Source organism: Moorena sp. SIO3H5, assembly GCF_010692395.1.
GTDB lineage: Bacteria > Cyanobacteriota > Cyanobacteriia > Cyanobacteriales > Coleofasciculaceae > Moorena.
In genome coordinates this window covers 11,855-28,002 of record NZ_JAAHHS010000060.1, presented here as the reverse complement: position 1 = coordinate 28,002, position 16,148 = coordinate 11,855, and the positions used below count along the sequence as shown (strand labels likewise).

The following is a 16,148-nucleotide window of genomic DNA, read 5'->3' as shown; positions in this document are numbered from 1 at the left end:
TTTTCTAAACTAGTATCTAAACTAGTAGTATCAGCCCCGATAGAGTTGATAGCTCAATGAAGGGGAGAAACGAATTGCTAGGCTAGAGTTAAGACAATGGCATCTTCCTTGAGCTTGTCATAGTGGCGAACAGGCTAAGCCTTGAGTTAATCCTAGTTCAGCAACTGCAAGAACTTCAGGTGCTTCATCGGACTTTTCACAATCCCATTGAACAATCCCATTGAGGCAGAAAACCATCTGTACTCCCCTTGGAAGTAAACTTCAGGAGAAGCTCATATGGTCACCACTAATCCAGAAAAAACCCTACCATCTGCCAAAGACTATGCCCAAGACAAAGCCTTCGTCCTCTGGTTTGAGGAAGTTGGTATTGCCGATATCGCCATAGTCGGGGGAAAGAATGCCTCTTTGGGAGAAATGATCCGACAACTTACACCAGTAGGAGTGAGAGTACCGACTGGCTTCGCTACTACAGCCTATGCCTATCGATACTTTATTGATAAAGCTGGGTTAGAAGCCAAGCTGCGCCAGGCATTCTTGGATCTGGATGTGGAAGATGTCAATAACTTGCGGCAACGGGGGATGCAAGCGAGAAGCTTAATTCTCAATACGCCATTCCCAGAAGAACTAGCCAATGCGATCGCGCAAGCCTACCAACAACTATGCCAATGCTATGGCAATGATCCCCAGGAATTCTGTGAGCAGTTTGAGCCAGAATATAGGGACACTTACCTACAGTCAAATTACAATACAGATGTAGCAGTTCGTTCCAGTGCCACCGCTGAGGACTTACCTGATGCTAGCTTTGCTGGTCAACAGGAAACCTATCTCAACGTCCATGGAGTAAAAGGGGTTTTAGAAGCCTGTCACAAATGCTTTGCCTCCCTTTTTACCAACCGGGCGATTTCCTATCGAACTGTTAAAGGCTTTGACCACTTTGATGTCGCTCTCTCTGTCGGTGTCCAGAAAATGGTCCGTTCAGACCTAGCGTCCTCTGGTGTGATGTTCTCCATCGACACCGAAACCGGATTTAAAAATGCCGCTTTAGTAACGGCGGCTTACGGTTTAGGTGAAAACGTTGTCCAAGGAGCAGTCAACCCTGATGAATACCTGGTGTTCAAGCCGACTCTCCAACAGGGGTATCGCCCGATCCTAGACAAACGTCTAGGTAGCAAAGAAGTCAAAATGGTCTATGATGACGGCGGGAAACTGACGAAAAATATATCAGTACCGCCATCAGAACGGGGGAAATACGCGATCAATGATGAGGAAATTCTGATCCTAGCCAAGTGGGCTAGCATCATTGAAGAGCACTATTCCCAGGTGCGAGGTAGCTACACCCCAATGGACATTGAGTGGGCGAAAGACGGGAAAACCGGTGAACTCTTTATTGTTCAAGCCCGTCCGGAAACTGTACAATCCCAGAAATCTACCAATGTTATTTGTCATTATCAACTCAAAGGCGATGTAGAGACATTGCAAGCAGCAACGTCTGTGCTAGCCACGGGTCGCGCCGTCGGTGAAATGATTGGTCAAGGCAAAGCAAGGGTAATTCTGGATGTGAACAAGATTGACCGTTTCCAAGCCAAAGAGGTGTTGGTCACGGACAAAACAGATCCGGATTGGGAACCTATCATGAAGAGAGCGAGTGCTATCGTCACTAACCAAGGAGGCCGCACTTGTCACGCTGCCATAATTGCTCGTGAGATGGGTATCCCCGCGATTGTGGGTTGTGGCAATGCCACTAACCAATTGAAGACAGGCCAACTGGTGACCGTTTCCTGTGCAGAAGGAGATGAAGGCAAGGTTTATCAAGGGTTGCTGCCCTTTGAGGTGCAAGAAACCCTCCTTGACAACCTACCGCGCACCCGCACCAAAATCATGATGAATGTGGGTAACCCAGAGAAAGCTTTTAGTTTGTCTTCTCTTCCCTGCGATGGGGTGGGTTTAGCTCGGTTTGAGTTCATCATTGCCAATCACATTAAGGCACACCCGATGGCCTTAATTCACTTCGATAAACTCGAAGATCCATCGGTCAAGGAAGAAATTGCTCAGCTGACAGCATTGTATGACCATAAACCTGACTTCTTTGTGGATAAACTAGCCAATGGGATTAGCATCATCGCTGCTGCTTTCTATCCCAAACCAGTTATCGTCAGGATGTCAGATTTCAAGAGTAACGAATACGCCAATCTCTTAGGGGGTCAACAGTTTGAACCCAGGGAAGAGAACCCGATGCTAGGATGGCGAGGGGCGTCTCGTTACTGTGATGAAATCTACCGGGAAGCCTATGGTTTGGAATGTAAGGCACTCAAACGGGTACGGGATGAGATGGGACTGACAAACGTTATCCCCATGATTCCCTTCTGTCGCACCCCTGATGAAGGTCGTCTGGTGCTGGCTGAAATGGAAAAACATGGCTTGAAGCGAGGGGAGAATGGGTTACAAGTCTATGTGATGTGTGAAATCCCCAGTAACGTCATCTTAGCCGACGAATATAGCCAAATCTTTGATGGCTTCTCTATCGGTTCTAATGACCTCACTCAATTAACCCTAGGCTTAGACCGTGACTCTGCGTTAGTTGCCCATATCTTTGACGAACGCAACGAAGCAGTGAAACAGATGGTGCGGATGGTGATAGAAAAAGCCAAGAAAAATGGCCGCAAGATTGGTATCTGTGGTCAAGCACCAAGTGACTATCCAGAATTTGCCTGCTTCCTAGTGGAGTTAGGAATTGATTCCATCAGCTTGAATCCTGACTCGGTACTCAAGACACTTCTAGATATCGCCAAGGTAGAAGAAGTGAATTAGTGTCGTGGTGTTAGGTGTTAAGACTCTTAGGTATTAAGAAATCTACATTACACCTAACCAAATACCTCAATCTTTTCCCCCATAGAGATGACTGAAATCTCGTTGCATTTAGGGGTAAGTTCCAGCTAGCTTATAGCTTCAAAACGTCTCCGGTGCCCTTGACCCATTAAGAATTAAATTCGCCATGGGTCGCACCGCAAGGATGCCGATTTTGGTGCTTGATGTCGCCGAGTTCTTGATCAACAATCCCAGATCATCTTGGAGGAAGGATGAGTTAATAGCAATAAATTCTCATGTAATTTCAAATCAAAAATTACATTACAAAACTTTAAGATACGCCAGGGGCGAGGGTGATTAACTGGTCCAAAACCATAGAAAACCCTTGGCTAACCATAAATTTGACGTTCCATCAAGGCTTGTTTGTTTAAGAAATATAAAATAGGAGGAATTGGGGATGATAGCTCCAGAGAAATATAAATAAAATATAAAGATTAGAAAATAAATCAAGAATGAGTAATTAAATAGAACAAATTCCACCATTTTTGATTTTTCCAAATTTATCAAACGTAGATCAGCTGAAATCACGAGTTTTATTGCTGTCAGCTCAAGGAGAAAACCATGCTAGCCATAACTATGGGAGAAACCACCCTTGATAGCATTGATGTCTTAGGGGTTGTGGTATGGCTAATGAGGCTGTCTTCAATGGCATATCTCACGGTTAAACAGGATCCACAGACAGCAGTGGAACAAGTGAAAGCTTCACAAGCCTATAAAAGGGTGCATTTTAAGACAATTTTTTTTCAATCCATACTATAAAGGGTGTTGACATGTTCATAAAAGTTAACGAAACCATCAAACCAACCTTTGCCCTAGTCTGGCAAACTCTGTCATCTGTGCTGCTTGGGATTGCCCATAATTTCCAAGCTATAAAAACCAGGTTTTCAGCAATCTTCTTTAACGAGGTCAACCTAGATTTGATATCTGAGGAAGACAATTGTGAACCCAACCCAGTCATAAAGGTATCAATGTTGACTAATGCTGGCTTGGGCAATGTGCCCTACTACTGCTTCTTTTGGAAAGGTTGAAGCACTGCAAGTAGGCCATGGGTATTCAAGGGTGCATTTTAAGACAATTTTTTTTCAATCTATACTATAAAGGGTGTTGACATGTTCATAAAAATTAACGAAAACATCAAACCAACCTTTGCCGTAGTCTGGCAAAAGCTGTCATCTGTGCTGCTTGGGATTACCCATAATCTCCAAGCTATAAAAACCAGGGTTTCAGGCATCTTCTTTAACGAGGTCAACCTAGATTTGATATCTGAGGAAGACAATTGTGAACCCAACCCAGTCATAAAGGTATCAATTTTGACTAATGCTGGCTTGGGGAGTGTGCCTTACTACTGTTTTTTATGGGAAGAACGTAGATTGTACTGATTCCACCTAGTCCAGGCTCGCATACATAAGTCACGACTTTGATCTACAGAGGTCGAAGCTGGTCATTTCACTTATTTCGATGTCCCCTGGAGTAGTACTAAGTTTGCTAAGCAGTATAGTACATTCAACTAATTCACGAGAATCCCTGCCTTCTGAAGGCAGGGATTCTCGTATATTCGTATATTCGTGGATTAATTGGACATCAATTTCACGACTGCCATCTCCCGATCTGGTCATCCCGACCTCTGGCCATCTGCATCCGTAGTGCTACGAGTGAAGATTTGCTATAGCTTGGATAGCCCCATAGCTGATTAGGGGGTAAGCTGAGAAGAACCTGTTGGTGTAACCAACAGTGTGTTAACTGTGGTCTACTGATTGGTCTACTGATTGGCACATTGGAATCAAAGGGCATTAACCCTTTCAGTCATGGAGGTGGCAAACTAGAAGAAATGGATTTAAGTAGGGGAGTTGATCTTGGCACGTAAGATAGAGCCTCTATGGGCAGTACAAGATGACCAACAGAGAAAGGACGTTCTGATGAAGCGTAAAAATCAAGACATGTTAGCACTGGTGTGGCGAAGCACTATTGTTTTGTCATTTTTCCTGTTGCCTGTTGGCCTTGGCAGTGCCCAATCCATCGAACCTGACCCTCCAAAACAGATAGTCGCTCAGGGCTCAAGTCAAAAGCCAGTTCAAACTGATGCCAATCTTAGCTTTCAGCGGGTGACCCTCCTGTCAAATGTTTTGCTGGTTGTGCTGGTGACTCTGGTACTGCTACTGGTGGCCGCGATCGCAGCGTTGTGGCTGCTAAGAAGGTCTGTGATTCGTGAGGTTGCGCAAATCGTGAGAGCTCACCTCAATGACATGACTGACTTGGAAGATAGGATTGCCAGTGCTAATAAAAATGTTGAAAGTATCCTTGAAAAAACTGAAGAGATTGCCTTGGAGCTAGATCAGCAGGCGGCAGAGTTTAAACAAGACCTAAGTGTTAAACGAGAAAATTTATCTAAGCTGCTATCCAAATTATCTCAGTCCCAGCAACAGGCATTAACGACAATCAAGACGCAAAAAACCGATACTCAACAAGAGCTAGAACAATTAGAGACTGACTTGGCATCAAGACTGTCTAAACTCGAGCAAGATGCTAAAAAGCAACGGGATAGTTTTCTGAAGTATCTAGAAAACTTAAGCGCTGAGTTTGCCCCCCAATTATCTGAACTCAAGGGGGATGTGCAAGCCCAGAAAGAGACAATACTGAAGAAACTGAAGCAATTAGAGACTGAGTTTGGCTCCGAACTCTCTGACCTAAAAGAAACTGCGGAAAACCAAAAGGACTTAACTTTAAAAGATTTCGAAAAATTAGGGGCTGAATTGACTCCTCAATTAGCGAAAATCCAGGCGGATGTACAAGCCCAGAAAGAGATAATACTACAAAAACTGAACCAATCAGAGACTGAGTTTGGCTCCGAAGTGTCTGACTTGAAAGCCAAGGCTCAAAAACAAAGCGAAGATTACCTGCAAACCCTAGAAAAATCAAGGGCTGACTTTGCTCCTAAACTATCTGAACTTGAGGGTAATGTACAAGGACATAAGGATAAAGTACTGCAGCAACTAAATCAATCAGAATCAGAGTTTGCTGTTGAACTGTCTAAGCTTAAGGCAACGGCTGAGAAAGAAAGGAACAGTTACCTCAAGAATCTAGAAAAACTAACCTCAGATTTTACTCCTCAATTATCTTTACTTGAAGCAAATGTCAAAGGGCATCAAGATAAAGTATTGGATAAAATTAACCAATCAGAGAATGAGTTTGCTTCAAAATTGTCTAAACTTGAATCAAAGGCTCAACAGGAAAGGGATTTAATCCTACAAAATATAAAACAGCTAGAGACAGAGTTTACTCCTCAGCTATCTGACATTAAGGTGGATGCTGAACAAAAAGCTCAACAGAAAATCGATTTAGCTCTTCAGAAGCTAGATAAATTAGGGACTGACATTACTGAAAAACTTTCAAAATCCCAGTCGAAGATTGAAGGGCAAATCGATCAGACTCTCCAGCATCTGAAAGAGCTAGAGGCTAACTTAAAAACTGAAGTTTCTGACTCTCACTCAGGAATTCAAACTCAGAATGCTCAGACCATTCAAAGTCTGGAAAAATTAGAAACAGAGGCTAAAACTCAACTTTCTGATTTACAGTCGGACATTCAAAATCGAAAAGATATAATCCTTCAAAATCTGGACAAATTGGAAACAACCTTGGCGGATCAGCTGTCTGAGGTCGAATCTGATGCTCAAACCGAGAAGGATAAGATTATACAACAACTAGCAGAGATTTCCGCAACATCCATTGCAGAAGCTGCTCTGTCTGAAGTGCTGCAAAACACTCAAAATCTGACGGAACAATTAGAACGCCTCAAATCGAACCATCCTAAGTTGTTCTTGAATCCAGATGACTATGTGAATCAGGGCAATACTCTATTCTCTCAAGGGCAGTATCAAGATGCGATCGCTTCCTATGATCAAGCTCTTGACCTTCAACCGAATAACCCTGATATTTGGTACCAGCGAGGTATGGCACTATGGGAATTACAGCAGTATCAAGATGCGATCGCTTCCTATGACAAAGTAATTGAGATCAAGCCAGATGACCCAGATAGCTGGTATCAAAGAGGTCTGGCTTTAATGGAACTGCGGCGGTATGAAGGAGCAGTGGTTGCTTTGAATAAGGTGGTTAAACTCAAGCAAGACCACTATAAAGCCTGGTTAAACCGGGGCATGACCCTAAGACGGTTGAGACGCTACGAAGATGCGATCGCTTCCTATGACAAAGCCCTAGAAATTCAGCCAAATTATCATCAAGCTTGGGTTGACCGAGGAGTAGCCCTGGGAATGCTACAAAAGCATGAAGAGGCCTTTGGCTCCTTCGACCAAGCTGTTCAAGTTCAGCCAGATAATACAGTAGCCTGGTTGAATCGAGGCATGGCTCTGGATGTATTAGAAAGATACCAAGAAGCTGTTGACTCTTTTGACAAGGCTATTGAATTAAACCCCGACTCCCATAAAGCCTGGAATTACAGAGGTTCTAGCTTAGTCAAGCTAGAACAGAATGATCAGGCATTGGAAAGCATTAATCGGGCTTTGGAGATTCAACCTGAGTATGCTGCTGGTTATTATAACAAAGCAATAGTTTATTCTTCCCAGGGTCGAGTAACCTTAGCTGTGGAAAACCTAGAGCAGGCGATTGAGCTAAATCCAAAGTATCGGGAAGAAGCCAGTAATGACCCAGATTTTGAGGCTATTTCAGACGATGATCGGTTCTGGCAGTTGATTGGAGGCTAGAATGCTGTTGCTCTCCTGGGTCCGGCAAATTATTCCTATGCCATGCTTGGGATCAACTATGTACTAAAGTCTAGTTTAGTCTCGCAACTAAACCCCAATAAATAGGTATAAAACGGTATTTAACTGTACAAAACCGACATTGACATTTTGCTAGCGCTAGAGTATAATCAGACAAGAAGACACACCAGTTGACGATGTCAAAAAAAGTGGGCTATTCCAAAAAACTATCGACTCAAATTGTCCCTGTGGTGGGGATGAGTAAGTCGGTCGAACTTGAGTTGTTGTCTACAATGAAAAAACTAGGGGTCGTTAGGGCTGAGTCTTACAACAAGCTGGGAAGCATCAACCATTGGGGACTGGACTGGAAAAAGGCCATCCCGGAAGTAAAGAGTTTCAGGACTCCCGACACCCTGGGGCTGCCTGCTAAGTTAATGGATTGGACTATCAATGATGTAGCAAAAGCCATTACAGCTCAGCAAGCAGCCTGTATTGATGCGGTGATTAAGAAAATCTACAAGAGGTTTCAAGGAATTGAAAACAAAAAGACTAGAAAAGAACTTTGCCAACAGGTTAAAACTTTAGAAATTCTTGATAATCCACTTCTTCACAGACTGATTAGAAAAGAGTTTCAACGGGGGCATTCCTGGGTCAAGAACCAGATAGTCTATCAAAAAGTAGGCTATAAGTGCAGAAGGCTCTGTCGCAACACTTATCAGTTAGAGTTAGCTGGATTAATAAGAGGGAAAAGAAACAAGATAATCGTCAAATCTAATCGCCAAATAAGTGGGCAAATTAGATTAATCTACAGTCACACTTTCCAAAGATTTGAGATTCATTTTTTAGTAGACCATGGAACCGTAGAAATTCCATATGAACGTCGGAGCATCGGAGTAGACAAGGGATACACGGAGGCTTTCTATGACTCAGATGGTCAGGCACACGGCAAAAATCTAGGTAGAGTAACAACCAAGAAGTCCGACAGAATCTGCTCAAAAAACCGCAACAGAGGAAGACTTTGGGCGCTTCACAGGAAGTTAAAAAAAATCGATCCAGCTAAATCGGCTCGAATCCTCGAAAATAACCTGACCAGAAAAACGGAAAATCGCCGATACCGAAAAAATCAATCAGAGATAAAGGCGATTATAGGAGCCGCTTCCAAGTCTCTTTTCAAAGGAGAATCATTAAAGGTATTTGCAGAAGATTTAACACAACCAATTAGAACCAAACGCCAGTCCAAGGCCATGTCTCGCAAGCTCAATAGTTGGATGAAAGGACAGATGCGGAACTCCTTGCAGAAATGGGCTAATTGGACTGGGTCGGTTGTCACAGAAGTCCAGCCTAGTTACACGTCGCAAGTTGACTCCGTGACTGGAACCCTATTGGGTAAAAGGAGCGGGGACAGTTTTACCAGATTTAATGGGGTCGTGTTGCAGGCTGACCACAATGCTGCTAAAAACATCCTTGATCGAGGTACAGACAAGGAGATTTCCCGGTACATGAGCAAAACCGAGGTTCAAACAGTGTTGCTGCGTCGTACCGCGCGTTTCTTGAAGGGTATGGGACTGAGTCTGCTAGATGCAGTTGAGCTTGGATGGCTTGACTCCAAACATGAGCTTTGCTCGGGCTTTCAAGCAACTCTTGGTCGAGATGCCAGGAAAGCCTAGACAGATGAGTGGGAGGCTTAACTCCAATTGCTGACTACCACTCCTCACTCAGGCAATAATAAATTGCACCTTGACCGTCTTATCCGGGTTTATCCCGATTTATCCCGGTTCAAGAGTATCTCTAGATTGATATAGCAGGAAATCAGCTTGCACCAACATATTTGTAGATTCCCAGATCATACAGCATGGTAGACCTGACCCCAAATCCTAGTTTTAGTTTGACTATTTGCTTAACATACCCCAACCGTGCCGGGATGTTAGCCAGCGTAACTCAAGCGATCGCATCTGTTGGCGGTCAATTGGGAGAAATTATGGTGGTGGAGAAAACTCGGAAAATTGCTACTCGTGAGATTACCGTAGATGCAGCTAGCAGTGAACACGCTGAACAGATTGTACAAGCGGTGTCAGAAGTGCCCGATGTCGAAATCCTAAATGTCTATGACCGCACCTTCAACCTCCATCGCGGTGGCAAAATCAGTGTCAACAGCAAAATCCCCCTCAAGCATCAATCTGAATTGGCTATGGCTTACACTCCTGGTGTAGGTCGGATTTGTAAAGCGATCGCATCTGACCCAGAACAGGTCTACTCCCTTACCATTAAAAGCAACATGGTTGCTGTGGTCACCGATGGCAGTGCAGTGTTGGGGTTGGGTAACTTAGGACCAGAAGCCGCTTTGCCAGTGATGGAAGGGAAAGCAATGCTGTTCAAAGAGTTTGCTGGTATTGATGCTTTTCCTATCTGCCTAGCTACCCAAGATACGGATCAGATCGTGGAAACCGTTAAAACTATCGCGCCGGTTTTTGGTGGTATTAACTTAGAAGATATCAGTGCTCCCCGTTGCTTTGATATTGAAGCGAGACTGCGGCAGGAGTTAGATATTCCAGTCTTTCACGATGACCAGAACGGTACGGCTATTGTCACCCTTGCTGCCTTGACCAATGCCCTGAAGGTAGTTAAAAAATCCCTAGAAGAGGTAAGAATTGTTATTAATGGAGCAGGCGCTGCCGGTATGGCAGTTGCCCGGTTACTCCGTAAAGCTGGTGCAGGTGCAATTTGGATATGCGACTCCCAAGGCATTATTTCCACTAAACGCCCTAACTTGACTGAGCAAAAGCAAGAATTTGCTGTGGATGCTTCGGGTACTCTCGCTGGTGCCATTGGTAATGCTGATGTGTTTATTGGGGTGAGTGTACCTGGGGTTCTCACCCCAGACATGGTCAGGTCGATGGCAAATAAGCCCATTGTCATGGCTATGGCTAATCCTATCCCAGAAATTCAGCCAGAATTGGTAGTAGATGATGTAGCAGTAATGGCTACAGGTCGTAGTGACTATCCCAATCAGATTAATAATGTTCTGGCTTTTCCAGGGGTTTTTCGTGGCGCTATAGATTGTCGGGCGTCAAGCATTACGGTGAATATGTGTCTCGAAGCAGCTTTTGCGATCGCATCCCTGATTAATCCCAGTGATTTAGATCGAGAACATATCATTCCCTCAGCATTTGATGAGCGAGTTGCTCCTGCGGTTGCTGCTGCGGTGCAAAGGGCAGCACGTCAGGATGGTGTAGCATGCCATTAAGTAGTTGTATTTCGATAATTTCATGATTAAGCCATAGAAATTAGCTATTCTGGTGGCATTTAATCCATTTTTTGAGGCAGGACTGATGATTGTAACCACTACTGATGTTATTCAAGGTGCGATTGTTGAAGAGTATTTGGGCGTTGTCACTGCTGAGGTGGTTTACGGCACCAATGCACTGCGGGATTTCTTTGCTGGTATTCGAGATTTAATTGGGGGACGTACTGGCAGTTATGAAAAAGTCTTTGAAAAAGGACACCAAGAAGCCCTCAAAGAATTGAAGCAACGTGCCTCAGAACTAGGAGCAGATGCTGTGATTGGCATTGCTATGGATACTGGCACTATTAACGTTGATGAAAAGGGGGTGCTGCTACTGATTACTGCAACTGGCACAGCCATCAAAATCAAGAATTAAGGGTTGCTTGACAGTTGACGGGTAACCGTCAACTGTTGTTTAATTAAATCTGCTCAATTTCCTTGACAACTCATACTCGTTACGACTACGATTAAAGAGTGACAATCATAAAGGAATGAGTAAGACAAGATGGTTATCAATCAAGTACCCGACGTAGTATTTAAGACCAGAGTCAGAGATGAGTCAGTTGCTGGACCCAATCCCTTCCGCTGGCAAGACCGCACTACACAGGAAATTTTTGGCGGTAAGCGTATCGTGCTATTTTCCCTTCCTGGTGCCTTCACACCCACCTGTTCATCAACTCACTTACCCCGCTATGAAGAACTCTTTGATGAGATCAAAGCACAAGGGGTTGATCAAGTGATCTGCTTATCGGTCAACGATGCCTTCGTAATGTTCCAGTGGGGCAAACAGCAAGGGGTTCAGAATATCTTCTTGCTACCCGATGGTAATGGGGAATTCACCCGCAAAATGGGGATGTTGGTAGAAAAAGATAATCTCGGTTTTGGTATGCGTTCTTGGCGCTACTCTATGGTGGTAGATGACGGCAAGATTGAAAAAATGTTTGTAGAACCAGGCTATGAAGATAACTGCCCTACTGATCCCTTCGAGGTCTCAGATGCAGATACAATGCTGAACTACTTAAAGTCAGCTAAAAAGTAATATCCCTCCGACCTTACTTAAGGCTTTATCAGTAGAGGCATTGCAGGTAACGCCTCTACTGTTTTCAGTTTGGTGCGTAAGTCCTGATAATCGTGGATTTACTTGAGAGTTAAACAAAAATTATTATTTTGGGGGATCAGTAAAATTTTCCCTTCAACGGCTATTGCGTTTATATAGATAAAATAAGTAATCTTTCCACGGAATAGTAATTAAGAAGTTTGGGGGAGTCATGAGCTACGATTTTGATTTATTCGTTATTGGTGCAGGTTCCGGAGGAATTGCTACAGCTAGACGAGCCGCAGAATATGGGGCAAAAGTAGGCATTGCAGAATTTGACCGTTTAGGTGGAACTTGCGTAAATCGTGGCTGCGTTCCTAAGAAGCTGATGGTTTATGCCTCCCATTTTCCTGATCAATTTGAAGAGGCACAGGGATATGGCTGGAGTAAGGTACACAGTACCCTGGATTGGACAACAATGATCACAGCAGTGAATCAGGAAACAGAACGCCTCAATGGCATTTACCAACGTATGTTGGATAACTCCAAAGTGGAACTGTTTCAGGGTTATGCTAAGTTCGTGGATTCCCACACCATAGACATTGGCAGACGCAAAGTAACTGCACAGAAAATCTTGATTGCAGTAGGAGGACATCCGGTAAAGCCCGATATTCCTGGAATTGAAAACGCGATTACCTCTGATGATATCTTCCACCTCAAGGAACAACCGAAGCGGATCGTGATTCTTGGGGGTGGCTATATTGGTGTCGAGTTTGCCTGTATTCTCAATGGCTTAGGCTCTGAAGTCACGGTGGTTATTCGTCGTGATCAGATTTTACGGGGATTTGATGCCGAGATCGGTTCCGAGATTCAACAAGCCATGGAGAAGCATGGAATTCGCGTGCTAAATAACAGTAAGATCATCGCTATTGAAAACACATCAGCCGGTCTGAATGTAACGGTACAAGGACAATCACAAACAACTATAGTTGCTGATGCTGTCAGTTTAGCTGCCACAGGACGTATACCCAATATCCAGAATCTAGGTTTAGAGAATACTGGAGTAGCAATTGAAAACGGTGCGATCGCAGTCGATAAGTACAGTCTTACCACAGAAGACCATATCTTTGCCGTAGGGGATTGTACTAACCGCATGAACTTAACTCCCGTTGCGATTAATGAAGGTCGTGCCTTTGCCGATACCGTATTTGGTGGCAAATCCCGGATCATGAGCTATGAGAATGTCCCAACCGCAATTTTTACCACACCCGAAGCAGCTACTGTTGGTCTAAGTGAGGCCGAAGCACGGGAAAAATATGGGGATGCGGTAAAAGTCTATCGTTCTCGGTTCAGAGCGATGTACTATACTCTACCCGGTCGGGATGAAAAAACCCTGATGAAGTTAGTGGTTGACCAAAACACTGACAAAGTCTTGGGTGCTCATATGGTAGGAGACCATGCAGCAGAGATTATTCAAGGAATTGCGATCGCATTGAAAACTGGAGCTACCAAAGCTAACTTTGATGCTACTGTTGGAATTCATCCCAGTTCTGCAGAAGAGTTTGTCACAATGCGCTAAGGGCTAGCAACTGTTGACGATTTTCTCCAAATATCTTGCAGTATCTCCAAAAATATGTTAGAATTTGATTATGAATCTAGTGTCATTGAAAACATTCTGGTTCCTTGAATTGAAGCCGAAAACCAAAGCTTTAATGATAGTGGTTGCGTTTTCTATTAAACACAGATTTATGCGCCTTGAGCGGAACAAAACCGATCTTGGCCTTGGGAGATACCCCCTGGCTGCGAGAGCAGCTTGCATTAGTGGGCTAAAATCTGCAAAGTAGATTTTGGTAGCTAAAAAGTATCGGACTTAAAAAGCTTTCTAAATTTTCTAAATACAGTTGTAACTAGGGCGTGTGTTCACGCCCTAGTTTCGTACTATAGCGCTTTCACTTCAGATGTGAAAATTTATAGCAATTCACGAATGCCTCTAATAAGGCATTATTACTAAGTGCTTAAATACTTTTAGTTCTCAAGATCAACACTACTGAATTAGAATAAATCCTAAAAAAGCCCCTAGAACTGTATTATCAGGAAGGAATGGCTGATGTTTAACTCAGATGTATTGAGTTAAACATCAGCATCCAGTGCTAGAAAGCCCAAGTTTCCCCATGTCATCTTTACAAAAATTAGAAAAATTCGTCAAAATACCTAATAAAGTTAAAACCCGCCGCATTCTTTGGTTTGAACGATTAATGGCGATCATCGCCTTGATTAATCTGCTTTTAGTGTTCTTTGACCTCAGCTATATCCCCTTAAGAGATTTCTGGCTACATCAAAAAATTCAGGTATTTAGCTTTAGCATTGGTCCGATCAAATCCAAAGGCTTTCCCCTATCGATTCCCATTCCTGATATCACTCCATTCTACGACCAATTTAAAGGTATTGAAGACAACAGAGATACTAAAAAATATTTGGACAAAGTTGATCAACTGGAAAACCAAATTAACAAGATAGGATTATCTTCTATAGAAGACTCTATAGAAGTAGAAAAAAAACTTAAGGAGCTGCGCGAAATTAGCTCAGAAATGATTGCTACCAATCCTTTTCAAGTAGCCAATAAAACCGGCAACTTGGAAAAGATTAAAAATAAGATGCGTAAGCACATACCCAATTCTGAGGATTCAGCAAAAGAGTCATTTATGCAGTTTTGGACTCAAAAGTACTTAGCAAGCCATAGTCAAGAGAAGGGTTTGGGATTTTTTAACACCGAGATTAAACCATTAATAGAAACTAACTATTACCGTCCCATTGGAGAAAATGGCGAATTCATAGACCTATTCGGACTAATTGACTTCCCATATTTTATCTTATTTGGTACAGAGTTTTTGGCTCGTACCTGGTTGATCAGTCGCCGTCATTCTGGACTCAAGTGGCAAGATGCCATGTTGTGGCGCTGGTATGACATATTTTTGCTAATACCCTTATGGCGGTGGTTACGAATTATTCCCGTTACTATTCGCTTAGGTCAAGCTAAATTAATAGACCTGAGTGCCATTAGCAGAGAAATCCGCTCCGGATTTGTTGCCAGTATTGCTCAAGAGATGACAGAAGTTGTCGTAATTCAAGTTATTAACGAAGTTCAGGGCTCCATTAGCCGGGGTGAAATTACCAAATGGTTGTCTCAACAGGAAGTCCGCCCCTACATTGACCTTAATGACACTGATGAAGTGTCAGAACTCACCACCATCATGGTAAAGATGACAGTTGATCAAGTGTTACCCAAAATCCGCCCTGATCTAGAGGCTCTCATGAAACACTATCTGGACATGAGCCTTAAACAGTCCACAATTTATCAAGGACTTCAGAATGTACCAGGACTCGGAGAATTCCAGAAGCAGCTAACAGATGAATTGGTTAAAAACATTTTTCAGGCACTCTATGATGGGATTAATACTCTGATACAAGAAGACCCAGTTGCTGACGAACTCCTGGAACACCTACTCAAAAATTTAAGGGAAGTCTTAGGGGCAGAAATTAAGACCAAGGATAGATTACAGGAGATTCAGTATTTGATCACAGCTTGGTTAGAGGAATTCAAAATAAATTATGTCCGGCGCTTATCGGAAGAAGACTTAGATAAAATTTTAGATGAAACCAGAGCAATTCGTCAAAAATTTCATTAATAGTACTATAGATGTTTGAAATTATGTTAGGTACTTTCGTTCTAGGTTTTAGGGAACAGGCAACAGCGGATCATTGCAACGCAACATGCAAGAGAGAATAGGGAATAAAAAATAGAATTTGTTTTTTTAGATTATAGCTATTAAAAACATTTAAATAACAATTTTCATATTAAACTATCACTTAATAAATCATATTTTTTAACATATAATTGCTGACACCTGAATGCTTTAATTTAGAATAACATATGCATGATAAAAAACAGAAAAAAAATTTTATTATTCTAAATATTGAAATAAACTCATAAAGTTTGACCCAATAAAGCCCATAAGCTAAAATACTTATTGGTCAACAAAAATCAAGTTAATTTCTAGGGTCAGCTTGCTCTAAGGTACGCTTTCCGTTCTCCTAGGTCGTCGCTACGCGAACGGTGAATTTAATTCGCCACGGGTCGCACCGGAGGAAATAGGGCTGTGAAGTGGGAAAGTGCTAACGCACCAGACACCAAGCAGGGATTATACTTCAAAACTACCCATGTTCAAGTTTTGATCAGGCCAGCATTTGAGTT

Annotated in this window: 12 protein-coding genes; 11 read left to right on the top strand and 1 reads right to left on the bottom strand. The window is 42.9% G+C overall.

The window, feature by feature from the left end:
* The first annotated feature begins 276 nt into the window (after positions 1–276).
* The 4 genes from ppsA (at position 277) to F6K52_RS09580 (ending at position 4,244) form a co-directional block, all read left to right on the top strand.
* Complete coding sequence (gene ppsA / locus F6K52_RS09595) at positions 277–2,808, top strand: phosphoenolpyruvate synthase (protein ID WP_293076773.1); 2,532 nt, start codon at positions 277–279, stop codon at positions 2,806–2,808.
* A gap of 618 nt (positions 2,809–3,426) precedes the next feature.
* Positions 3,427–3,624 carry a hypothetical protein gene (locus F6K52_RS09590; RefSeq protein WP_293076771.1) on the top strand — a complete coding sequence of 66 codons (198 nt, stop codon included), beginning with the start codon at positions 3,427–3,429 and terminating at the stop codon, positions 3,622–3,624.
* An 11-nt stretch (positions 3,625–3,635) separates the two neighbouring features.
* Complete coding sequence (locus F6K52_RS09585) at positions 3,636–3,893, top strand: hypothetical protein (protein WP_293076769.1); 258 nt, start codon at positions 3,636–3,638, stop codon at positions 3,891–3,893.
* 81 nt (positions 3,894–3,974) lie between these two features.
* Complete coding sequence (locus F6K52_RS09580) at positions 3,975–4,244, top strand: hypothetical protein (protein ID WP_293076767.1); 270 nt, start codon at positions 3,975–3,977, stop codon at positions 4,242–4,244.
* Positions 4,245–4,274: 30 nt separating this feature from the next.
* On the opposite strand, the gene F6K52_RS09575 is transcribed toward F6K52_RS09580, so the two are convergent.
* A complete protein-coding gene (locus F6K52_RS09575; RefSeq protein ID WP_293076765.1) occupies positions 4,275–4,481 on the bottom strand; it encodes a hypothetical protein in 207 nt (68 codons plus the stop codon).
* Between the two features lie 237 nt (positions 4,482–4,718).
* On the opposite strand from F6K52_RS09575, the gene F6K52_RS09570 reads away from it, so the two are divergent.
* The 7 genes from F6K52_RS09570 (at position 4,719) to F6K52_RS09540 (ending at position 15,582) form a co-directional block, all read left to right on the top strand.
* Positions 4,719–7,580, top strand: coding sequence for a tetratricopeptide repeat protein (locus F6K52_RS09570; RefSeq protein WP_293076763.1), 2,862 nt, complete (start codon positions 4,719–4,721; stop codon positions 7,578–7,580).
* 194 nt (positions 7,581–7,774) lie between these two features.
* Positions 7,775–9,244 carry a zinc ribbon domain-containing protein gene (locus F6K52_RS09565; protein ID WP_293076761.1) on the top strand — a complete coding sequence of 490 codons (1,470 nt, stop codon included), beginning with the start codon at positions 7,775–7,777 and terminating at the stop codon, positions 9,242–9,244.
* 185 nt (positions 9,245–9,429) lie between these two features.
* The gene (locus F6K52_RS09560) at positions 9,430–10,821 is read left to right on the top strand and encodes an NAD-dependent malic enzyme (RefSeq protein ID WP_293076759.1); all 1,392 of its coding nucleotides are present in this window, start codon (positions 9,430–9,432) and stop codon (positions 10,819–10,821) included.
* 85 nt (positions 10,822–10,906) lie between these two features.
* On the top strand, positions 10,907–11,236 hold the full coding sequence (locus tag F6K52_RS09555) for a YbjQ family protein (protein WP_293017785.1): 330 nt from the start codon (positions 10,907–10,909) through the stop codon (positions 11,234–11,236).
* A gap of 129 nt (positions 11,237–11,365) precedes the next feature.
* Positions 11,366–11,899: a peroxiredoxin gene (locus F6K52_RS09550; protein ID WP_070395894.1), complete on the top strand. Its 534-nt coding sequence runs from the start codon at positions 11,366–11,368 to the stop codon at positions 11,897–11,899.
* Positions 11,900–12,128: 229 nt separating this feature from the next.
* On the top strand, positions 12,129–13,475 hold the full coding sequence (gene gor, locus F6K52_RS09545) for a glutathione-disulfide reductase (RefSeq protein ID WP_293076756.1): 1,347 nt from the start codon (positions 12,129–12,131) through the stop codon (positions 13,473–13,475).
* A gap of 592 nt (positions 13,476–14,067) precedes the next feature.
* Positions 14,068–15,582: a hypothetical protein gene (locus F6K52_RS09540; RefSeq protein ID WP_293076754.1), complete on the top strand. Its 1,515-nt coding sequence runs from the start codon at positions 14,068–14,070 to the stop codon at positions 15,580–15,582.
* Positions 15,583–16,148 lie beyond the last annotated feature (566 nt).

Bases quoted from the DNA above. Each gene is read 5' to 3' on its own strand.
- ppsA (WP_293076773.1), top strand. From the start codon at position 277: ATGGTCACCACTAATCCAGAAAAAACCCTACCATCTGCCAAAGACTAT.
- F6K52_RS09590 (WP_293076771.1), top strand. From the start codon at position 3,427: ATGCTAGCCATAACTATGGGAGAAACCACCCTTGATAGCATTGATGTC.
- F6K52_RS09585 (WP_293076769.1), top strand. From the start codon at position 3,636: ATGTTCATAAAAGTTAACGAAACCATCAAACCAACCTTTGCCCTAGTC.
- F6K52_RS09580 (WP_293076767.1), top strand. From the start codon at position 3,975: ATGTTCATAAAAATTAACGAAAACATCAAACCAACCTTTGCCGTAGTC.
- F6K52_RS09575 (WP_293076765.1), bottom strand. From the start codon at position 4,481: ATGACCAGATCGGGAGATGGCAGTCGTGAAATTGATGTCCAATTAATC.
- F6K52_RS09565 (WP_293076761.1), top strand. From the start codon at position 7,775: ATGTCAAAAAAAGTGGGCTATTCCAAAAAACTATCGACTCAAATTGTC.
- F6K52_RS09560 (WP_293076759.1), top strand. From the start codon at position 9,430: ATGGTAGACCTGACCCCAAATCCTAGTTTTAGTTTGACTATTTGCTTA.
- F6K52_RS09555 (WP_293017785.1), top strand. From the start codon at position 10,907: ATGATTGTAACCACTACTGATGTTATTCAAGGTGCGATTGTTGAAGAG.
- F6K52_RS09550 (WP_070395894.1), top strand. From the start codon at position 11,366: ATGGTTATCAATCAAGTACCCGACGTAGTATTTAAGACCAGAGTCAGA.
- gor (WP_293076756.1), top strand. From the start codon at position 12,129: ATGAGCTACGATTTTGATTTATTCGTTATTGGTGCAGGTTCCGGAGGA.
- F6K52_RS09540 (WP_293076754.1), top strand. From the start codon at position 14,068: ATGTCATCTTTACAAAAATTAGAAAAATTCGTCAAAATACCTAATAAA.